Annotated in this window: 23 protein-coding genes and 1 pseudogene; 19 read left to right on the top strand and 5 right to left on the bottom strand. The window is 43.4% G+C overall.

From position 1 onward, the window contains the following. Positions 1-7 precede the first annotated feature (7 nt). Both nasC and ACQKPA_RS08255 read left to right on the top strand, forming a co-directional pair. A complete protein-coding gene (gene nasC, locus ACQKPA_RS08260) occupies positions 8-2,134 on the top strand; it encodes an assimilatory nitrate reductase catalytic subunit NasC (protein WP_427491155.1) in 2,127 nt (708 codons plus the stop codon). Positions 2,135-2,529: 395 nt separating this feature from the next. Beyond that, positions 2,530-3,462: a collagen-like protein gene (locus tag ACQKPA_RS08255; protein WP_427491153.1), complete on the top strand. Its 933-nt coding sequence runs from the start codon at positions 2,530-2,532 to the stop codon at positions 3,460-3,462. 606 nt (positions 3,463-4,068) lie between these two features. Here ACQKPA_RS08255 and ACQKPA_RS08250 read toward each other — a convergent pair. Continuing rightward, positions 4,069-4,653 carry an RNA polymerase sigma factor gene (locus ACQKPA_RS08250; protein WP_427491151.1) on the bottom strand — a complete coding sequence of 195 codons (585 nt, stop codon included), beginning with the start codon at positions 4,651-4,653 and terminating at the stop codon, positions 4,069-4,071. Positions 4,654-4,877: 224 nt separating this feature from the next. Here ACQKPA_RS08250 and ACQKPA_RS08245 point away from each other — a divergent pair, with 224 nt between their 5' ends. Then, on the top strand, positions 4,878-5,279 hold the full coding sequence (locus tag ACQKPA_RS08245) for a hypothetical protein (RefSeq protein ID WP_427491149.1): 402 nt from the start codon (positions 4,878-4,880) through the stop codon (positions 5,277-5,279). Positions 5,280-5,387: 108 nt separating this feature from the next. On the opposite strand, the gene ACQKPA_RS08240 is transcribed toward ACQKPA_RS08245, so the two are convergent. Next, the gene (locus ACQKPA_RS08240) at positions 5,388-6,299 is read right to left on the bottom strand and encodes an aminoglycoside phosphotransferase family protein (protein ID WP_427491147.1); all 912 of its coding nucleotides are present in this window, start codon (positions 6,297-6,299) and stop codon (positions 5,388-5,390) included. Between the two features lie 238 nt (positions 6,300-6,537). Here ACQKPA_RS08240 and ACQKPA_RS08235 point away from each other — a divergent pair, with 238 nt between their 5' ends. Then, the gene (locus ACQKPA_RS08235; RefSeq protein WP_427491145.1) at positions 6,538-6,852 is read left to right on the top strand and encodes a DUF1904 family protein; all 315 of its coding nucleotides are present in this window, start codon (positions 6,538-6,540) and stop codon (positions 6,850-6,852) included. A 127-nt stretch (positions 6,853-6,979) separates the two neighbouring features. On the opposite strand, the gene ACQKPA_RS08230 is transcribed toward ACQKPA_RS08235, so the two are convergent. Beyond that, positions 6,980-7,849: a LysR substrate-binding domain-containing protein gene (locus tag ACQKPA_RS08230; RefSeq protein WP_427491143.1), complete on the bottom strand. Its 870-nt coding sequence runs from the start codon at positions 7,847-7,849 to the stop codon at positions 6,980-6,982. Between the two features lie 144 nt (positions 7,850-7,993). On the opposite strand from ACQKPA_RS08230, the gene ACQKPA_RS08225 reads away from it, so the two are divergent. From ACQKPA_RS08225 to ACQKPA_RS08215, 3 genes are read left to right on the top strand one after another with little or no spacing between them, the layout of a single operon-like run. Beyond that, positions 7,994-8,674 carry a VOC family protein gene (locus ACQKPA_RS08225; protein WP_427491141.1) on the top strand — a complete coding sequence of 227 codons (681 nt, stop codon included), beginning with the start codon at positions 7,994-7,996 and terminating at the stop codon, positions 8,672-8,674. A gap of 50 nt (positions 8,675-8,724) precedes the next feature. Continuing rightward, on the top strand, positions 8,725-9,513 hold the full coding sequence (locus ACQKPA_RS08220; protein WP_427491139.1) for an aminoglycoside phosphotransferase family protein: 789 nt from the start codon (positions 8,725-8,727) through the stop codon (positions 9,511-9,513). Beyond that, positions 9,479-9,670: a hypothetical protein gene (locus tag ACQKPA_RS08215; protein WP_427491137.1), complete on the top strand. Its 192-nt coding sequence runs from the start codon at positions 9,479-9,481 to the stop codon at positions 9,668-9,670. Before ACQKPA_RS08220 ends, ACQKPA_RS08215 begins: the two co-directional genes overlap by 35 nt. A gap of 94 nt (positions 9,671-9,764) precedes the next feature. On the opposite strand, the gene mraY is transcribed toward ACQKPA_RS08215, so the two are convergent. After that, positions 9,765-10,715, bottom strand: coding sequence for a phospho-N-acetylmuramoyl-pentapeptide-transferase (gene mraY / locus ACQKPA_RS08210; RefSeq protein WP_427491135.1), 951 nt, complete (start codon positions 10,713-10,715; stop codon positions 9,765-9,767). A 144-nt stretch (positions 10,716-10,859) separates the two neighbouring features. After that, positions 10,860-11,444: a TetR/AcrR family transcriptional regulator C-terminal domain-containing protein gene (locus tag ACQKPA_RS08205; RefSeq protein ID WP_427491133.1), complete on the bottom strand. Its 585-nt coding sequence runs from the start codon at positions 11,442-11,444 to the stop codon at positions 10,860-10,862. A gap of 579 nt (positions 11,445-12,023) precedes the next feature. On the opposite strand from ACQKPA_RS08205, the gene xerA reads away from it, so the two are divergent. The 12 genes and pseudogenes from xerA (at position 12,024) to ACQKPA_RS08145 (ending at position 21,361) form a co-directional block, all read left to right on the top strand. Further along, positions 12,024-13,136: a site-specific tyrosine recombinase/integron integrase gene (xerA, locus tag ACQKPA_RS08200; RefSeq protein ID WP_427491131.1), complete on the top strand. Its 1,113-nt coding sequence runs from the start codon at positions 12,024-12,026 to the stop codon at positions 13,134-13,136. A gap of 148 nt (positions 13,137-13,284) precedes the next feature. Next, entirely contained in the window at positions 13,285-13,623 is a 339-nt protein-coding gene (locus tag ACQKPA_RS08195; RefSeq protein ID WP_427491129.1) for a DUF3221 domain-containing protein, read from the top strand. Positions 13,624-13,886: 263 nt separating this feature from the next. Then, entirely contained in the window at positions 13,887-14,738 is an 852-nt protein-coding gene (locus ACQKPA_RS08190; protein WP_427491127.1) for a GNAT family N-acetyltransferase, read from the top strand. A gap of 265 nt (positions 14,739-15,003) precedes the next feature. Continuing rightward, positions 15,004-15,512 (top strand): annotated as a pseudogene (locus ACQKPA_RS08185) (DUF6933 domain-containing protein). Further along, on the top strand, positions 15,502-15,708 hold the full coding sequence (locus ACQKPA_RS08180; RefSeq protein WP_427491125.1) for a hypothetical protein: 207 nt from the start codon (positions 15,502-15,504) through the stop codon (positions 15,706-15,708). Before ACQKPA_RS08185 ends, ACQKPA_RS08180 begins: the two are co-directional and overlap by 11 nt. A 149-nt stretch (positions 15,709-15,857) precedes the next feature. Next, complete coding sequence (locus ACQKPA_RS08175) at positions 15,858-15,965, top strand: putative holin-like toxin (RefSeq protein ID WP_427491123.1); 108 nt, start codon at positions 15,858-15,860, stop codon at positions 15,963-15,965. A gap of 467 nt (positions 15,966-16,432) precedes the next feature. Beyond that, a complete protein-coding gene (locus ACQKPA_RS08170; RefSeq protein ID WP_427491121.1) occupies positions 16,433-17,119 on the top strand; it encodes a lysozyme inhibitor LprI family protein in 687 nt (228 codons plus the stop codon). Positions 17,120-17,491: 372 nt separating this feature from the next. Next, complete coding sequence (locus ACQKPA_RS08165; RefSeq protein ID WP_427491119.1) at positions 17,492-17,920, top strand: GTP pyrophosphokinase; 429 nt, start codon at positions 17,492-17,494, stop codon at positions 17,918-17,920. A gap of 222 nt (positions 17,921-18,142) precedes the next feature. Then, positions 18,143-18,595 (top strand): VOC family protein, encoded by a 453-nt coding sequence (locus tag ACQKPA_RS08160; protein ID WP_427491117.1) that lies wholly within the window; start codon positions 18,143-18,145, stop codon positions 18,593-18,595. Between the two features lie 382 nt (positions 18,596-18,977). Next, a complete protein-coding gene (locus tag ACQKPA_RS08155; RefSeq protein WP_427491115.1) occupies positions 18,978-19,307 on the top strand; it encodes a DUF3024 domain-containing protein in 330 nt (109 codons plus the stop codon). 523 nt (positions 19,308-19,830) lie between these two features. Next, entirely contained in the window at positions 19,831-21,117 is a 1,287-nt protein-coding gene (locus ACQKPA_RS08150; RefSeq protein ID WP_427491113.1) for a PucR family transcriptional regulator ligand-binding domain-containing protein, read from the top strand. After that, positions 21,110-21,361 carry a helix-turn-helix domain-containing protein gene (locus ACQKPA_RS08145; protein ID WP_427491111.1) on the top strand — a complete coding sequence of 84 codons (252 nt, stop codon included), beginning with the start codon at positions 21,110-21,112 and terminating at the stop codon, positions 21,359-21,361. Before ACQKPA_RS08150 ends, ACQKPA_RS08145 begins: the two co-directional genes overlap by 8 nt. The last annotated feature ends 11 nt before the right edge of the window (positions 21,362-21,372 follow it).

Genomic DNA, 21,372 nt, shown 5'->3' with positions numbered 1-21,372 from the left:
TCTGGATATGCTTCAAAAATCGGATCGTGCTGAAGTGACAGGTTCTGCTGCCGTGATCGAGACGCAATGTCCGTTCTGCAGTGTGCAGTGCAAGATGACGGTTACCGAAGGGGAGAACGGAATTCCGGGTCAGCGCCGGGCTGAATATAAGGTGGAAGGGGTTCCGAACGCCGCCTCTGAGGGCAGGGTATGCGTCAAAGGCATGAATGCGCATCAGCATGCAGTCCATTCGCAGCGCCTGACGCATCCGTTAATCCGTTCAAAAGGTGAGCTCGTTCCATGTTCATGGGATGAAGCCTTTGCGGTGGCTAGCCAACATATGCAGGGGATATTAGAGCAGAATGGCCCTGATGCCAATGCCGTATACGGCGGTGGATCGCTGACCAACGAAACGGCATACTTGCTCGGGAAATTTGCCCGGGTGGCGCTGGGAACCCGCCATATCGATTATAACGGCCGCTTCTGCATGTCTGCTGCCGCCTCTGCAGGGAGCAAAACCTTTGGGATCGACCGGGGGTTGACATCCAGATTGGCTGATATTCCTCTGGCACGCTGTATCGTGCTGGCCGGCACCAATATAGCGGAATGCCAGCCTACGCTGCTGCCTTATTTCAACCAGGCTAAAGAGAATGGGGCGAGGATTATCGTCATCGATCCGCGGAAAACAGCCACCGCCGCCATGGCCGATATGCATTTGCCGATCAGACCGGGAACGGATACTGTATTGGCGGATGCGATGCTTAAGATCATTATGGATGAAGGGCTCATTGATGAGACCTTCATTCAAGCAAGAACGAACGGTTACGATGAGCTTAGAGATTATTTGAACAGCTTCGATCTCTCGCAGGCTGCCGATACATGCGGATTGGAGCTGGGGCAAATCCGGGAGGCGGCTTTAGCCTATGGTGAGTCGGACACAGGCATGGTGCTGACTGCGCGAGGGGTGGAGCAGCAGACGGATGGCCATCTGGCGGTCCGGCATTTTCTGAATCTGGTCTTAGCTACGGGTAAAATCGGGCGGGAGGGCTGCGGATACGGAGCCATCACTGGTCAGGGGAATGGACAAGGGGGAAGAGAGCATGGACAGAAGGCCGATCAGCTGCCGGGCTACAGGTCGATCGAGAATGAAAAGGATCGGGCTTATGTTGCCTCCGTATGGGGTGTGGATCCTGAAAGCCTGCCCGGGAAAGGCGTCTCTGCCTATGAGATGATGGAGCTGATTCATCAGGGCGTCATTAAATCGCTCTTCGTGATGGGCTCCAATCCTATCGTATCGAATCCGAACGCCGGGCTTGTGGAGGAAGGCTTGAACAAGCTTGATTTTCTGGTGGTTGCCGACATGTTTATGTCCGAAACGGCCCAATTAGCCGATCTCGTTCTGCCGGTAACCTCCTACATGGAAAATGAAGGGACGCTGACGAATCTGGAGGGACGCGTTCTTCTCCGAGAGGCAGCGCGTCAGGCGCCTGGCGAGGCGCGTCATGACTGGATGATTCTGTGCTCCATGGCAGACATGCTGGGGAAGGGGCATTATTTTCACTTCAACGAGCCTGAAGAGATCTTTAATGAGCTGAGGCTCGCGAGCAAGGGTGGAATCGCAGACTACTACGGTATAACCTATGACCGATTGCGTCGGGAGAAGGGCGTATATTGGCCGTGCCCCTCGCCAGAAGAGGCTGGGGTTGGTCTCCTGTTTCAACAATCATTTGCCCATCCGGACGGGAAGGCCGTGTTCTCTGTAACGGAAGGGGATCCATGGAGAGGGGTGTCTGAGGCGTATCCGCTCATTCTGACCAATGGTCGTGTTCTGTCCCACTATCTGACCGGCGTGCAGACCCGGAGAAGTCCTTCTTTGCTTGCACGCGAGCTGGAGAATTTTGTGGAGATCCATCCGATTACCGCTCAGCGATACCGAATTCAGGACGGTGAGTGGGTAGAAGTCCAGTCGGAGCATGGATGTTTTACCGTACGCAGCAGGATCAAAGACCATATTCGAGAAGACACCTTGTTCGTTCCCATGCATTGGGGCGGCGAGCAGAATGTCAATTACGCGACCCGGCCGGAACTCGACCCGTTCTGTAAAATGCCCGGTTTTAAGACATCCGCTGTCCGGATACGGCCTTTGAGGCAGTAGTAATGTCGAACTTAAGTCAATCCTTCATTTGCTTAATGAACATGAAAATCTATACCTTCGTGATCAGGCTGAAAAGAGTATTTGGTGAAGATGGATCAAGTTGAGTGGTACCGCGAGAGTGAAAAGCCTGTCGTCTCTTTTGGAGATGGCCGGCTTTTTATATTTATCGAAGGGAAGGGTCATAGGGTTAACACGGATTAGCAGGAGCGTGATTAATTTGTTTGGAGGATATAGTATAAGCGATTGGTCTGAAGCTATAGGTTGGGAATAAAAGTGCTTGCTAAAAAAGACCCAAATTACTGAAAGTGTGTTGGTGTTTGTGATATACAATACCCTACATAAACCCAATATTTCTAAAAATAGTTTATAGTCCAGCTAAAAGCGGCTATTAGTCCATGCCTAAAACAAACGACTCACGTACACTGAACCATCTTTATAGGGAGGTGTCGTTGTTGAGTTATCTGGATAGAAAAATACGGTGTAAAAAGAAAACTGTAAATATGTGCCCTCCGAAAGGAAAAAAAGAGAAACGTCGTTTACGAGTTATTAAAAAAATTGTGCGGGTAAAGTGTCCCCCGCCTGAAGGACGGGAATTACTTCAAGAACTTGCAGGAGCAATCGCGGAAGCTGGACCCCAAGGACTTGCAGGAGCACTAGGCCCCCGAGGGCTAGTAGGGCTTGTAGGAGCGATTGGAGCACTTGGACCTGGAGGACTTGCAGGAGCACTAGGCCCCCAAGGGCTAGCAGGACTTGCAGGAGCGATTGGCGCACTTGGGCCTGAAGGACTTGCAGGAGCACTTGGACCCCAAGGAATAGCAGGAATTGCAGGAGCAATTGGCGCAGCTGGACTGGCAGGGCCAGCAGGCGCAACGGGTCCAGCGGGACCAGCAGGGCCGGCAACTGGAGTATTAGGCTTTGCAGATTTTTTTGCCTTAATGCCTCCTGATAATGCAGCAACTGTTGCTCCAAACACGGACGTAAGTTTTCCGCAAGATGGCCCAATCAGTGGGACTGAAATTACCCGTTTAAATGCGAGCTCATTTAACTTGGCGGAAATTGGCACTTATCAGGTTTTTTTTGAGGTAGGTGTAAATGAACCAGGCCAACTCATTTTAACACTCAATGGCGCTGACTTGGCTTATACGGTTGTCGGGCGTGCAACAGGTACTACTCAAATAATAGGAATGGCTCTTGTGCAAACATCAGTCATTAATTCAGTACTCACAGTTCGAAATCCTGCTGGCAATGCTGCGGCACTCACAATCACTCCATTAGCTGGAGGAACAAGGCCAGTTTCCGCACATCTTGTTATTACGCAGATTGCATAGAGGGTAAGACATACAGTGTTTTTCGAAAAAACGCCAATATCAATTAGAACCGCTCTCAATCTTCTTGCGGTACAATGACACTTGGTACGAGGGGACATTGTGCGCCTGCGACACAAATATGTAGTGACATTAGCGCTTTCTTATCGACGTCCTTATTAGATTCTCATCGAATCGCTATGAATACAAGTTCTTGTCTTTGTTGGCTAGCGATATAAGTTCTTGTCTCAGCTCGGGAGAAGAACTTATATCTATAAAACAAAAAAAGCGGCCAAATGCTATTTCTAATGCACGTATGTTCCGTCGACAGCTTTACTTTTCTGATTTTGTTTATACATCGCTTTGTTTTAATCCATGAGTCCATTGAAGTTGAGTTATATCACATGACCGCGCGGTGGAAAATAAAGAAACCCGGTCCTGGACCGGGTTCTTTTACGATCTAATTCAGCTGATCTTGGAGGGTTTTCGCCCACTGCTCATGAAGCTTTTCTTCGGAAAGATGGAAAATGTCATGATAACCATCCGGGTTGCGGATGAGTTGATTTAATGGACCTAACCCGTATCTTTTAATGATGAACTCAACGATCAGATAGGAGAACTGAAATCCCGTTATGCCAAAATCCCAGGAATCATCATTGAGATCCTCGAACTTTGGAATTGCCCGATTGCTGATGGCTGCCGAAGTCGTGCTTCGAAGGACCGGTACAATCGATTTTTCACCGCACTCTCGCGCATGCCCACGATCCTGGATATTTCCGACAGCGTACAATCCACAAAAAATCGCAACGATATAATCTGCTGATCAAGCTCACTCAGCCGCTTAAGTGCCGCACTAATATCAATTCGAATATCAACATATCTGGCAAAATCAAGGGAGATGGACTGTGATTCATAACTTGTAAAGTCATAAGGCATCTCATGTTTACGTGATATACTTCGATATTCATTTTTAACCGTGTTCTGTGCGATCTTGAAGATCCAGGTGAACAGACTGGATTTCCCGTTAAATTTATCGAGGTTCTCCATGGCCCTTAAGAACACTTGTTGTGTTAAGTCATCTGCAGCCATCGGATTCACTTTCAGTGCGAGATATTGGCGAATCCTCAGGCGGTATTTATCATACACCTCTTCAAATGTACGATTGGTTCCCTGGTTATCCGGATAAACAGGGAGATTGTCATGAGCTCTTGACATGGATAAGAACCTCCTCTTGACCTTACAATTCATTAGACACCGGGGAGAGGCAAAAAGCCACATTCGACGAAAATAAAATTCTGCTCATTTTTATATAGTGATGAGGCCTTGTAAATCTAGGTTATTGACGCATTTATATTAATCCTCTTATAAAGGCACAAGAATGAAAGACGGCTCTGCATATGATGTCTACATGATGAATAGGAAAGCGAGGTGATCCTAGTATGTCATCGAAACGCGCAAGGAAGTCCAGAGCCGCTTCGAAGTCGAGACCTCCTCAGCATTGGGTAGGTCAACCAGTCGTGGTCGTTCTGAAGGATGGCAGTTACTATATCGGAGAACTGAATCAGATTCAAGGCCGGGAAGTGACGCTATCCGGACTTCGTGCTAACAAAAAAATGCCGGCTTCGATTGCTCGGAGCGGGGACAAAGCGCAGATTTCCGGATTTTTAAGCGATTTGTTTGGAGGTCCTCCAAGCGCTCCGGCAGCCGAAGGGGCTGATGAGAGAGAAGGAGTTGCGGCTGTAGGCGGTTTGGGCTTTTTGGGACAAATCGTGCCTCATATTAAACTGGGCATGAATGTGATCAAAACCATTATGCCGTTAATGGGAATGTTAAAAATATAACGTTGCTGCAACGTCTGGCAAATCACGAAACGAAGAAAAAGAAGCTTGAAGGTTTTTTTCAAGCTTCTTTTTTATATGAGATATAATTCTGTCATAACCATCGAACCATTACATGGCGATGGCACGCTGAATAATCGATTTGGCTTCCAATGCAATGGCTTCATCTTTTTCGTCTATGGCCTGGATGAATATTAACATGGGGATATATACGGCGATCATTCGTGCCAGAATCTTCGTTTCTTCGTCCACTTCGCCATAGATATCATAGAAAGCAGCTCTGGAGGCAGGCGGTAGGTAGCTATAAACGATACTCAGGTCACAGGCAGGATGGCCAATGTTGACGTCACCCCAATCAATAATACCCGAAAGCTTGCCGTCTTCATCGACTAACATGTTTTTAAAATGGAGATCCCCGTGGATTAGAACATGTCGATGCCTCGCCTGATCCAAATGGATGCCCCGCAAATAGTCCTCGATCTCATTTAATTCTTCTTGCGTAATATAGTGGGTAAGATTGGAAAGGAGATTCAGCATTTTTCCTTTGCGGCCGGCGATATCGGCCAGATTACGCTGGTCAGACAATACACCCGCTTGCTGCGCTAATTCCACGGGAAAAGCATGCAGATTCTTCAGGAACCGGGCGAGTGTTGACGCCGACTGCATCCGCGCTTCATCCGATATTCCAATCGGAAATTTTCCTGGAAGATAGGTATACCCCAGAAAAGGTGCAGGATAGTCTTCGCTTTCTTTTCCGAAGAAAAGGGGTTTGGCATAAGGTACCGTTATGTAGTGTTCAAGCTTGGGCAGGATTTTTGCTTCGGTATTAAGTAAAGATATGGCTATATTTCTACGAGGAAAGCGAAATACATACTCGTCGCCAACGCGATAAACGGTGTTGTCCCATCCGTTGCCAATCTCCTGGACCTTAAGGGCGGACAATTGGGGAAATTGACGGGTAAGCAATAACCGGACTAACGGCACGGTCACTTCCCATTCGGCATCCCATAGATTTTGTCCCATGAGGACATTCACCTCCATAATGAATTTCTCGTATGATGAATCGGATGTTATCAAGTCTAACGGAATCGCTCTGTGCGGGGCAACTGAAATCATTACTATAGATGAAAATAACCTGCGAATGCTTACATCTGAATCATAGTGATTCCTTTCACAATAACAATAATGTATAGTAGAAGAGAGATAAAAGTCACTTGGAGACAGCTATAAGACAATAAATTGATGAAATGAAGGGATAAGAGTGCCATATTTACGCTTTAAAGGATTCTCGGAAGTTTTCCTTGAAGAAATAACACCACAGGTCGTTGACGAATTCGCGGGGATTGTCCAAATTCCGCAGGACATTGTGAAAATCGAATTGCTTCCTTATCAGGTCATTACGAATACGCCGCTATCCGTGGAAATCCTTATGTTCCAGAGGTCTCAGGAGATTCATGATGCTGTTGCAGCCCGCATTCACGACATTTTGGCAGAACACGGGTATCGGAACGTACATATTTTCTTCGTGATTCTTAAGCGGAATCTTTATTATAAAGAAGGCAGGCCGTTGGAATAAAATAAGATGAAGCAAGCAAGAACAAGGATGCTGAACATGCACCCTTGTTTTTTTATATGTGGCAATACAGGCTCAATGTTTCTTGTATGCTGTCATAAGGTCATAAGTTCATAAGCCTGGATTCATTCTAGAAGGAATTCTCCATCCGTTTCATAAACGTACGAGCTGCTGCGCTTAAATATTTGTCATTGCGATAGTACATCTCCAAATCCCTGGAAGGAGGGTGTTCGATGGCAACGGCCCTTAAACCGAGGGACTGAAAGCTGTCGATCAGTTCACTTGGTTGAATGGTCGCACCGATTCGTTCTCTCACAAGCTGAAATAGAGAGGTTACCGAGCCGGTCTCCATCAGGATTTTGAGTTCAATCGCGTGCTCTTTGCACCATTCGTTAATCAATTCGCGTCCATAAAACCCATTCGGATACATCACAAATGGAATGCGTTGTAGTTCATGAGGCTCTATCAGCTCGCGGCTTGCTAAAGAATGCTGTTCATGAACATAGAGCCTATAGGTCTCTGTGTAAAAAGCTATGCGGTTTAACCGGCTGTCAGGCTCAATGGCCAGACCCACCCCGATATCGACCTCATTGTTTAGCACTTGGTTCACGATATCAATGGAAGGAATGATCTGCACTTGGGTATTTGGGAATTCCTTGTGAAACTCAACAAGCAATGAAGTCAGCCGATAATCCAAATCGGAGGGAAGCACGGCTACCCGTAAATGGCCTGTGTTTAAATGGGTCAAGTCTGCAATCGCTCTCTTTGCATTTTCCATTTGCTGCATCATCTGTCGGGCATAGTGTTCCAGGATGGCTCCAGCTTCCGTCTGAACGGTTTTTTTACCCATACGGTCGAATAACGGAACCCCGACTTCATCCTCCAATACCCGTATTTGTTGACTTAAGGTGGGCTGGGAAATCCCCAGTTTATGTGCTGCTTCGGAAAAATGAAGTTCTTTGCACAGCATCAAGAAATAGTGGAGCTGTCTGATTTCCATTCCATTCACTCCGCATCATATAGATATAAACTATTATTTGTATAGAATATATAGTATTGATCTATTATTATTGAAAAACTACAATGAGGTCAAGTTAGCCGCAGTTGCTACAAGCAAGGCAGTAACGATGAAGGGGTGTTCCATATGAATATATTGAAAGTTGAAGTACGGACGAAACAGCTGGCTATGATCAAGAAGTTCTATGTAGATCTTTTGGGATTTGAAGTTAAGAAGGACGCGGATGAACGCTTGGAGCTCCAAGCCGGTCGATCAACCCTCGAATTTGTTCAGGATCGTGAATCCTGTGCATTTTATCATATTGCCTTCTCCATCGCCGTTAACCAATTATCCGAAGCCATGAAGTGGTTGGAGAATAACGGGATCGAGCTGATTACTGATGGGAATCAACCATTTGAATTTAAGGATTGGCCGGCATCGGCTTGTTATTTTTATGATCCTGACGGCAATTTGATTGAATTCATTGCTCATCATGCGGCGGTTCATAAGCAAGCAGATTCTTTCCATGCGAAGCATATTATAGCGATTAGCGAAATCGGTCTTCCGGTGGATGATGTCCGTGAAGAAATCCGTCGACAGCATGAAGTCTTCGGTTTATCGCTGTGGAGAGGTGACGGCAAACAATTTGCAGCAATGGGTGATGAGAACGGGTTGTTGATCGTCATTGATAAACATCGGCCTTGGTTCCCTGTACACATGAAGCCCGGCATGTTTCCGACAGTGGTGTCAATTCAGGGACTTGCCCCTGAAGAACAGCATCTTGTCATGAATGATGGACTTTATAACTTATCTGCACGATCGTTATGATAAAGTAAAAAGGAGTACCAAGATTTATGAGAAGGTTGATAGGAGGACCCATGGACCGTTTACAAAACATGTTGAAGGATTATTACGGCTTGGAGTATGCCGAAATTACACCACAACAGGGTGGCTGGGCTGCATTGGCATTCAGGGTACGGGATGTCAAACATACCTATTTCCTGAAGGTATATGAGAAAAGCCGTGCATCTACCCCCAAGTGGACTGCGCTGATTGATGATTACGTGCCTGTACTGTTGTGGCTTGAGGAGCATAGTCGTTTAAAGGGGAAGATTCCTGTTCCGATTCTTACAAAAGACGGCAGCTATCAATGCGAGGATGACGAAGGAATTTATCTGTTGTATGAATATATCGTCGGGGATACAATCGCCGATACCAAGCTGACGAAGGATCAAGTGAGACAATTGGCAGAGATGATCGCAGAGCTCCATCGTTATGGGGAAGAGGTTCCGCTGGTGACAAGTGCGATGAGAGAAAGCTTTGCGGTGCCGTTTCTTGAGCAGCTAAGGAGTACGTTGGACGGGGAGTTGCCGTATGACCTCGGAGAAGTGCTGCTTCATCATATCGAGAGCTTGAAGAATTTAATGCTTAAAATTGAAGAGCTGTCCGAAGCACTGAAGAATCGTGATCTGCGAATGGCATTATGCCATACCGACGTACATGGATGGAATCTGATGTCTACGGGGCAGCTCCTGAAGCTGATTGATTGGGAGGGACTGAAGCTGGCACTGGTCGAAGCCGATCTAATGTCGTTTGCGGATGAGCCCTATTTTACAGAATTTATGAGAATTTATGAGAATTTATGCGAATACGCACAGTCAGTATGAGGTGAACATCGAGGCGCTGACATTTTATCAAGGGAGACGCAAGCTGGAGGATGTCTGGGAATTCATGGAGCAGCTCATCTACGATACTCAGGCTGACGCGGATCGAAAAGCGACCCTCAGCCATTTGAAAAAAGAGCTGGAAGGGATTACGCCGTAAGTCCAAAGCCTGGGTCTCAACATGTAAAAAAGCCAACCAGTAGTGTTGGGACATCTACCAGGAGGCTTTTCCTTGCTTGTTTTATTCCAATGCTTTACATTACGTATTTGGCAAGCAACCAACAGAGCAGAGCCATAAACCAGGAGACAAAACCGAAAATCATCACGATTTTGTTCTCGCTCCAGCCGTACTTGAGACTGAAGTGGAAATGGATCGGTGCCATCCGGAACAGACGCAGCTTGGTGCGTTTGTAGTACCATACCTGCAGTATGACCGAGAGCTGCTCGGCCAAATAGATGATGAACAGAAGCGGAATCAGAATTTCGACCTTCTCGATCACCGCTAAGAATGAAAGGGAGCCGCCAATGGCAAGAGATCCCGTATCGCCCATGAAAGCCCGGGCTGGATGAATATTGTAGAGCAGCAAGCCGAGCAGGCAGCCGACCATGACCAGCGAGAACATTTGCACTTCCGGTTTGTCGGAGATTAAAAAGAAGAAAAAATAAGTAGGTATAGCTACATTGATTAACAGTCCGTCCAAACCGTCGGTAAAGTTAATGGCATTCGCCGAACCCACAATGAATAGCAGCATGATGATGACGTACACACTAACCGGCAAATGGAGCTGGAAGCCGTTGAAGAGTCGGATATCACTTGTCAGTGAAAAGGATTGGAACAGTACATACAGCAACGCGCCGGTAAAGAGGAACTGAAATACAAGCTTCATGCGACCGGAGATTCCGGACGGGTCCTGCCACGCAGCTTTTTTGAAGTCATCCATAAACCCGATCGAGCTGAACAAGAGGAAGGTCGCGCATAAAAAAACGGTAAGCGGCGCAGGTTGAAATTGCAGTGAAATGGCAACGCCAATCAGCAATATAAGACCTGCCATTAACGGCGTCCCGCGTTTGGCCTGATGATCGGGAGGTAGCTCGCTCCGGATTGGCTGCGTAAGCTTTAACGTGCGCAATCCCCAGATAAGGAGCGGCGTGAACAGTGTCACCAGCAAGAACGATAGTCCGGATACACCCAGAATTCCATTCATCTTATACACATCTCTTTCTATCGATTTCGTGTTAGTACATTGTATTTCGATGAAATGGACAAATATTCCTTCTGATTTACGAAGTTAGCAAAAAGAGTAACGCATCCTATGCTCAATTGAGAGACGCTACTCTTTTTTAATATTCTAGAATTGATAAGGTCCGTTAATGGACAAGCGTAATGTCATGGCCGTCATTTCCCGTGGAGTGTAGGGATATCCATTCAACATCCACCACAAGATGGTCTCGTGAAACGCGCCCGTCATAAAGTTGATCACCACTTCGGACGGGACGATGATCTCGGCGCCTGTTTCGATGGCTGCTTCAAGCCCGACCTTTACAAAATGGTAGAGCGTGGCTTTGAAATAACGCGTAAATGGCGTGTCCGGATGGATTAAAATGAAGGCTTCGTAAAACTGCCGATTCTCCAGCACATGGTTGAATAGCGCGACTATATTGGAGGGCAGTTCATCATAATCAACCTCTTGAAGGGATATTTTTTTCTCGATCACGATGCAGCGTTCCAAATCTTCCATTGTCTCCTTGGACATGACCTCCATTAACTCGGCTACACTGCTAAAATGCTTGTAAAAAGTAGGCCGTGTCACTTGTGCCTCAGCACATAGATCCGTTATGGATATGGGATCGATTCGGGAAGCCATCATGTGAAGGAGAGCGGCTTTTATTTTTTGCAAGGTTCTGATTCCTCTCGGATCTAACTCCGGTTTCATGACGATACTTCCACTCCTTCGCAGTTCCACAATAAGTATCTCTCTATTATACAAAATACTATCATGTATTGAATCTGGGTAGGAGCCTGCAGATCTTAAGAGCCAAAGGGTCCAGCTTATTGGAAACAAGAAGGGCGCGTTGACGGTACTGGTGTTGTGGATGAGGTAGGTTGATAGTGTGGACGAAGATGGAAAGTAATAAGCAGATCTAATCATTGGTAGCAAAAGATAATGTGAGTTGTTCGAAGACGGCTTGAACCATCAAAAACTGACTTGCTACGCTACTCGTTATCATGTTACACGCGAAGTGTAGTACTAAGATCTCGCTTGTACTGCATTTTCGTGCTTGAAGTAAGGTGAGATATGAGGTAGCCATTGCTACCTTGATTATGGTTTAATCTATATAATGACTACAACAATTTTAATCCCTAAACGTAATAATATTGAATTGAATGCGGTTAGATCATAAAGGATGAACAGCACCGAAAGTATCGGGAGCTTACAACGTCGATTACGGCGATTGTGAGCTCTTTTTGCTTTCCAATAATTAGGTTGCTGCTATAATGAGAGGGTGGGAACGTGAGTATATGGGTGTCTCGGAATGATGAAGGTTCCTTATATGTTCGTTTTAAGTATGATGAACAAATGGTGATGAAGATTCGAGAAATTCCAGGAAGGAAATGGGTCCGTGATAAAAAGGTCTGGATGATTCCTTTTACACCCGAATCCATTCAACAGTTGCATACACTTTTTGAAGGAACGAAGATTTATGTTGATAGCATGTTGATGAAAGAGAGCAGCTTGTTTACCAATGAAGTTCATATGCAGGATCACATTCCAATCTATTCATGGAATGAGTCGATAAAAAAGTCTTTCGTTCATGCACTGCAGCTTCGAGGTTATAGTAAAAAAACGATAAAAGCTTATTGTAGTCAAGTCCATCGATTTTTTACTTTTGCACAGCAGCAAAATAATGGGTTGGATCTCGAGAAAATGATTCAGAGTTATTCCTTACACTTACTTCATAGGAAATGTTCCCATTCCTATGTTAATCAAGCGCTAAGCGCGATCAAATTCTATGCTCAAAAAGTATTATTGCTTGAGGAAACAGTCTCTTATGTTCGCCCTAAGAAAGAAAAGAAGTTGCCGAATGTTCTATCGATGAACGAAGTGATGTTGATCTTAAAAGCACTCCATAATTTAAAACATCGTGCGATCCTATACCTTACCTATTCCTCAGGATTACGGGTAGGGGAAGTGGTCCGGTTGAAAACTCAAGACATTGATTTCGAGCGAAAAACGCTTCGAGTTTCTCAAGGCAAAGGTCGAAAGGATCGTCTTACCCTATTATCCGATACAGCTATGGATATTGTTCAACCGTATTTACAACAAGAAAAGCCCGAGAAATGGATGTTCCCAGGTCAACACCCAGAGCGACATATAACTGAACGAACGGTTCAAAAAGTGTTCGAAGAAGCACGTACTGCCTCTGGAATCCAGAAAAAGGTTAGCATTCACGCCTTACGCCATTCATTCGCAACACATCTTTTGGAAGGTGGAATTGACATTCGCTTTATTCAAGAGTTGCTCGGTCATCAAAGTGTACGCACCACCGAAAGGTACACACATGTGAGTGTGAAGGATATAAGAAGGATTAAAAGTCCGTTAGATCAATTGGAAGAGGAGTCGTAAACTTTGTTGTTGAAGGTGTGTTCACGAAGTTCGTAAACACCTCAAGAAATGATATTATTGCGAAGTTCGTAAAAAAGACGTTATACGAAACCCCTGCAATTACAATATAAGATCTGTAACCTTATCAGACCAGAGAGGAGAACTCATTATGAGGAAAGCAATTTCTCTTTCATTATTTATTTTGGGAATAGTGATTCTGATTAGTTGTAGTGGAAACGTTAGAGGAGAACCAAATTTGATTGGAAGAGTTGTAGATAAAGAAGGAAGCAGAATACTTGTGATAGGTGGTATCACAAGGGAAGAAATTGTCGAACAAAATGTAAAAGATATACTAGACTCTGATAAATACAGAGAAGTTTACTGGATAAGAGTTAAAGGTTTTAAGAGTTTTGATGTTGGTGATCAAGTCAGAGTGTGGTTTAGTGTAGTTGACGATTCATACCCCGCTCAAACCGCAGCTGAAAAAATCGAAAATGTAAAAGAATAATTAGAACAAGAATTAGTGTTAGTGAACTCGGAGAAGGCAGGGGCATCGTATAACAATATGTTCACGCATCGGGGCATACGCCCCGCGGTCCCGGAAGATAAGTCGAAGAGGAGTTTGCCGGGACACATCTGCACCACCCAACCGCATCGCGGCCGGACCCTTCGGGTCCTTAGGGTGGTGGGACGTCGTGAACACGGAAACGTTAGAGGAAATTAATGCAGGTCATTTTAAATATCTTAAATTCTTAAAAAAGGGGTTGTAGTATGGATACAGAAATAAGAGAAGATATTCTTAACTTAATAGAAAAAATCTCCCCACAAGGTAGGAACTTTGTGAACGAAGAATTTAATAATAATATGGTGAAGGTGTTCTATTACAATAAATCGATTGATGAACATGGTGTGTTTTGTATAGCCGAGAATAATGATTGTAATATAGCCTATTTTTCATTTTTAAATGAACCAAATAAAGAGAAATATAAAGATCTAATAATAGCAAAAATGAAGCCATTCATTGATAAAGTGAATGAAAAAGAACTATGCTTCAATGTATATGGAAAAAATGTCGGGGTTATAGAATTCGTACAAAACCTTGGGTTTAAAGTGGATATGGAGGGATATCATCTATTTTATAATAGACAAGAAGCACCAGTGATATCACAATCAGAATTGATTGAAAAACAATTTGAAGACAACATGTTGGATCATTTAGTTGGATTATTTGATAAAGGCTATTTTCAATTAAACAAAGAAAATGGTTGGAAAACAGATTGGTACTATACCAATTCAAAAGTATTCCAAGCAGGTCTTCAGGAAAAAGTACGAGATGATGAATTCCGTTCGTTTTGGATAGGGGACCAATTGATAGGTGCATACATAATAGATGAGAACTATATTCGGGATTTAGTTGTCTCCCCAGAATATCAGAATCGTGGATATGGAAGTACAATCTTAGCACATTGTATTAAACACATGATTGAAAAAAAGAATGTACAAAAAGTTTGTTTACGTATTACGAAGTCTAATTTAAGTGCTAAAAGACTCTATGAAAGGAATCATTTTGAGGAATTGGCTTGTTTCGCTGAACATACCTTTAAATCAAAGATTAATACTTAAAATGAAAGAGGAATATATTAATTGAGATTCAATAAGCCCCGGGGAATTTCGAAGAAGGCATTAACATCCTCTAACATTGCATTATCACAGCGGTCGCTACGCTCCCTTGGTCACCAAGATGAATTTTCGTAGTAGTTAATTCAGATGACACATCCAACCAGCTAAGTGGCAGAGCCACGCGGACCTAGGGTCCTTAAGCAGCTTGGACGTCGGTAATGCGGGAACGTTATCTGAAACCAGTGCAAGAACGAAAGGAACAAAAGTCATGATTATTTTCAAAACAACGAAAGACACATTAAAAGATCTAAATGCCAAACCAGAAACAATTGAACATACGGATTCTTTCTTTAGTTGGCATGTAAACCTTTTCAAATTATATGGTAGAAAGCACTATGTGTTTATGAATGACTTTTCTAGATTAAGTTTAACTGTCACTGGTATTAGAACAAATCAAGCAAATAAACTAAGAGAAATCTTTAAAGATAATTTGGAGCTTATTTTGCCGTTGAAGAAATCCCTGATACTCTAGCGCAATATTATTTAGAAAGATGTAGCGAAAAGGCTATTACAAAAACGGATAGTAGAAGTGTTATAAGTACAATGAATGAAATTATGCTTGTTATGAAGACCCTAGAGAGCGAAAACGAAGATTTCAGAGATCAAGCTCTACGACACAAGTGGAATAATCGATTTATTTACAAACCAATCGATTATAAATATCCAATTGATGTATTTGTTAAAGAGCTTGAAAGAAGAATTAAAAATGAGAATTAGAGAACTCGAAGAAGGCACTGGCTTCAGACAACATTATTTTCACGCATCGGAGCCTGGCGGCTCCTCGGTCCGCCCAAGGAGAATGACATTGAAGCGTGTTCAAGCGGACACATCCGCACCGACTAACCGCATCGCGGCCGGCTGCTGGCGCAGCCTTAAGTCGGTGGGACGTCGTGAATACAGGAACGTTATCTGAAAGGGCCGCCAATTGTATTAAAACCATATTTAGAATCAAAAATCCAAAGTCATAATAAGAACGCTTGTACGCAGATGTATATAAAGGTAAAATATAACTAAAATTGAATCTTGGGTGGTCATGGTCTCCCTTCGAAAGGAGGTGAAGCCATGGAAGTGAAAGATGCACTAACGATTATGTTCCTATTTGGATCATCCATTCTTGCACTTTTAACTTACTTAATAATAACAACAAGAGAAAGTAAAAACCCACCCTAAGGTTGACCGCCGAAGGTGGGTTTCCGATCGTAAATGACTAAGAAGGGATTACCCATCCAAGCCAATTGTATGGACCAAGTGTTAGCGCACTTGGTCTTTATTAAATATATAATACCATACTTGAAAAGATGTATCAAAGAACTAATTGAGTTAGAAAACATTGTTGAACAGGCATATAGACTGATATTGAAATTAATTCGAAGATGGCATCCCCATAAGATAACATCGTATCTACGTTTCGGACCGTTCGGCCCTTGGTTCGCGAGAAGTGGTAGGCAGAGAAGCTGAATGCTCACAACCCTGCGAGGCTAAGTCCGTTGGACCCGGCGCATTCGCGCCTAAAGCCTCTCGGGTTCGTAGATACAGGAACTTTATATGACAGTCTGTTGTAACTATCACCATGCATCCTTGCATGGCTAGTGTATTGGTAGAAGCTAAAAAAATTACATTAAAATGAGGCGACATTAATGAATAAAAAATTATTATTTTATAGATTATGTGTTCTAACTGTATTGATACTTAGTGTTTGTTCTTGCATAGTTATGGCTGAAAAACTGAAAAGAGATGATAAGAAGATTAATATACTGGAAAGCAGGATAGCTGAATACAAAAATTCAGAAAAAGAGTTAAATTTAAAGAACATTACATTGCAAGAATCACTTAATAAAGCTGGTGAAACAAACAATAACTTAGAGAGACAGATTAAGGAAAGTAATCATTATGGCGATTATCAAGGTAATGATGACTTTTCGGACATCATTAATGATAACCCGATTGATAAAGATTATCAGCAGGAATTTGAAAAACTTCAAGAAAGTGACGAGTTTACAACCTTAGAATGGGGTGCGTTTGAGGGGAGATATATAATAATATGGCAAGATGAAGTTAATGCAGCACTCGAGCATTTATACAAATCGTTAAATGAAGAGGATAGGATAAATCTTGAGCAATCTCAAAAAAGTTGGCAATCATATATAGATGATGATATTAATTTCGTCAGCAATAAGTTTATACTTACTAGATATTTTGGTAGTCAAGGTAATGTGCAGTTAGCAGCAGTTCAATTACATAGGACTAGAGAAAGGGCGATAGAACTTATGGAGTATATTTTTAGTATGGACAGAACTACAGTGGATTTTGTATATGATAATTAAGAATCCTGCTGGATTTTAAGTGGTATTTAACATACATGGATTTACAAACGAAAGTAATAGACAATGGGTCGTCGTACGCCATTCGTGGCGTGCTCCTCGGTACGCAGACCGTCGCATAACAATATGTTCCCGACATTTCCAGAGCCTAAGTGCGAGCACTAAGGCTCTGACAACATCGTGAACACGAAACGTTATAGGAAATTCGGGCAAAACATATTAAAAACGACTCAGTTCAATTACGGCAATAGCCATACCATTATAAAAACTCGATAACGGCCGGCACCTCCAGAGCCTTAAGTCGGTGAGGGGTCGTGAATACGGAAGCATTATGCGTAATACCCTATAAGCATTTTAAAGAATGGAGTGACCTCTTTGGATATTGAAGTAGCAATTTCAATAGCTTTTAAAGCTCATAAAGGCCAAGTTGATAAAGGCGGAAACCCATATATTTTACACCCATTAGCAGTTATGAATAGGGTTGAAACAATTGAAGAGAAGATAGTTGCAGTTCTTCATGAAGTTGTAGAAGACACGGAAGTAACAATTGATCAATTAAGGGAATCAGGATTTTCAAAAGAGATACTAGAAGCTATTAATTTATTAACAAGAGCAAAGGAAGACAGTTATGAAGAATTCATTGATAAAACATTAAAGAACCGAATAGCTAGAAATGTAAAGATAGCTGATATTAAAGAAAATATGAATTTATCAAGAATACAAGATCCTTCAGGACAAGATTACATGCGACTAGAGAAATATAAAAGAGCATTGGAAAGACTGGAAAGACAATTTGAAAGTTAATCAAGAAGAGGGTATACGCATAACACCATTCACGCTTCGGGCCATTCGGCCCTCAGTCAGGCAGAAGTTAGATGTGGATTCGGGAATGCGATTGGCAGCAATGATTTTTCATTGTTATCATGAATAATGAGAAAGTATTACTTAGAAGGAAATAGTGATTCTTTAATGAAATAATCTTGAAAATAATCAGGCAAGAAATTTGGACACGAGGAGAAAAAAACTATGGAAAAAAATAAATTACTAAGAATGGACAATGTCGGCATCGTTGTAGAATCCCTTGATGACGCAATTTCTTTCTTCGAGGAGATTGGCTTGAACCTCGAAGGGCGAACCACTGTCGAAGGTGAATGGGCTTGTCGTGTAACCGGACTAGGTTCTCAGTGTGTAGAGATTGCTATGATGGTTACCCCAGATGGTCACAGCCGACTTGAACTTTCGCGATTTCTCAACCCACCTACGATATCCGATCACCGGACGGCTCCTGTAAACTCCCTTGGTTATCTACGCGTCATGTTCACAGTTCAAAACATTGACGAGATGGTATCCAGACTCACTAAGCATGGTGCTCAACTCGTTGGCGAAGTAGTTCAGTACGAGGATTCATATAGGCTCTGCTATATTCGTGGAACCGAAGGACTTCTAGTCGGTTTGGCGGAACAACTCGGTAACAAATAAGTAAGTAACGGTTTTTTTAAAAAGACTCTACTGAAATATACGTTAGTAGAGTAAAAATTAAAACGAAAAAGCTGTGTGAAAGTATCTCGAAGAAGTCGTCATATAACAGCATATTCACGCATCGAGCATTCGCCCTCGGTCTGGGGAAGTTATTGGCAGGGAAGTACATTTAAGACCATCACATGCCGATATGGCAAAAGAATCTTATGGAGCACAAGCTACAAATTACCGAGGGATCGTGCGCTCGAACCAAGATAAGTCATACCATGCTACCACGGCGGTACGCGCCATAAGCCTCTCGGGTTCGTGAATGCAAGAACGTTATGAGACATCATCGTGATATAATCAATGCAAAACCGATTAGGGCAGGAGAGACAGAATTATGGATGATTTTACGAAGAAGCGGATTATGAAAATCATGGACCAATACACCCAAAATGCAGTACCAGAACATGTGAAAAGCCAGATTAGAATCAGTTACAAGATCAGAGGAAATCACGTGACATTGATTGAAGAAAGACAAGGATACAATAGCGATCAATGGGTGCAGATGCCAGTAGCTCAGTTCAGATTAGATGAGAATGAATGGAAAATATATTGGCAAGACAGTAAAGGGAAATGGCATTTCATAGATGATATAGAACCGAATGAAGATTTTGAAGTACAGTTAAAGATTGTGGACGAAGGGCATAACGGAATGTTTTGGGGTTAACTCGGAGTGGTCAATGACATCTCTTAACATAATATTCACGATACGGTAGCTTACGCTCCCTTGATTGTTAGAAGTATTATCCTGAGGTTAACTCGGGACGCTACATGACCCGGCCTAAGATAAGTGCTATCTAAGGCCGGGTCGCCTCGTGAATGCGGGTGCGTTATAAGAAGTCCTTAACAGGGGATGAATATGGGTACGAGTCGATTGTTGACTCAGCATCTTAGTGAACCCGGCCGAGGATGCAAAATTTCATAGTTGGCAAAGGAACTTACTTGGTTGCTTATCATAACGAGGGTTATACTATTATTAATGAAGCCTATCTTAGGCTGCAGCGTTATGTCGATCATCATAGTTTGGCTTCAACAGGCTATTTCGAGGATCTCCTTCTGGATGAATAAAATGATGTAGACTACGTACGGATTGAAGAATAAGAGCAGCATGAATCGAACAAAGAAGTGGTGGTTGAATTGGGGTAACCGTTAAAGATTTACTGCAGCTGCCTTCATTTAGAGGAGCTCAGGTGGTCACTGGAACAAGCAGACTACATCAGACCGTTTCCTCTTTATCTGTGTTAGAGGTGGCGGATGTCAATTTCTTCTCGCAAATTATTCAAACCGTTCAAGAAGAGTGGTATGCCGAAGAGCTGGTCATTAGCTCTTTTTATTCCATTAAGGACCGCGTGGAGCAGCAATGCAAAACGGTTCAATATTTGCATGACCTTGGTGAAGTGGGATTGATTTTGTACTATGTTGGCATTATCATGCCTGATATAGCCGATGAAGTGCTCGAGCTGGCCGAATCTCTGAATTTTATTATCATTTGCATGCCGAGAAACGATTACTCGCTTAGGTATAATGAAGTCATTTATGAAGTCATGGAGGCAATCGTAAGCAATCAGAATGTGAATGAGCATTTCGTGAATGAATCACTGGAAAAGGTCTCGCTGCTGCCGGAACATTTGCGGAGCGTGGAAATTACTCTTAAACTGCTGTCGGACCGAATGAAAGCGAACATCGTTCTGACAAACAGCAACTTGGATGTCATCAATCGTGTGATGTGGCCGCGCAATTCATCGCTCGATGTTGCGAGTCTAATTCGGTCCATGGCGCCTTCCATTCTGAACGGCAGAATGGGAGAAGGAGAGCTGGATTCGTCCTGCTTTGTTGAATACAAACGTGTTCATCAAAAAAACGGGGAGGTCCTTTACCTGTTTCTCATTAAAGAGAATACGAAGCTGCCTCCGAAGACGATGGATCAAATCAGCGAGGTGGTGCAGGTGGCCATCAATTTGTGGGGAGATAAGCATAACGAGGTCAGCGAATACGCTTTGGTTAAAGCCATCGTGAATGATGAAAGCGAAAAAATGCGCAGATTGGCCAGTTTGCTCTATATTGACGTTTCCGCCATCCAAATGATGTGGCTCGTTTACATTCGGGATTTGTCGGAGGAAAGAAGGATAAGGGAAGACCTAAAAGCGCATCTCTCGCAATATTATAAAACCGCGGTTATTCAAACGATCGATCACTGCGTTGTCGTGTTGCTAGGGGATTGTTCATATAAATACAATGAGTATGAAATCGCTGCGGAATATATCGAATCCACGAGTCTCACCGCCGAAATATCAAGCATCGTTTATTCTCCGAGGATGCGGAACACACAGGATGTACGCCGAATGTACCAGCTCGTAAACGGAGTCTCTAAAGAGGTTCACCGTATCTATCATTACCGCAAACTATACACCGCGGCGGAAGTCCGTTCCACTGAAACGGGCCATAGACCTCAGCAAACAAGGGGAAGCGATGACTGAAGAATGCTTGTCCGTTTTGGAGCCCATTATGGACGACCCTGACGCATTGACAACCCTGATGACTTTTCTTCTGGATGCGAAGGGGAATATGGATGACTGCAGCAAGCTGTTGTTCGTCCACAAAAATACGGTGAAATATCGCATTAAAAAAATTTGCGAGCTCATAGGATATGATGTGACCATCAATTCGGAATCGTACGATGTTTATACCGCCTGCATGGTCTACCGTCTCATCCATAACTAAAAAGTTCCGAT

Source organism: Paenibacillus sp. NPDC093718, assembly GCF_050279985.1.
Classification (GTDB): domain Bacteria; phylum Bacillota; class Bacilli; order Paenibacillales; family Paenibacillaceae; genus Paenibacillus_AQ.
This window is presented reverse-complemented; position numbering and strand designations above follow the sequence as displayed.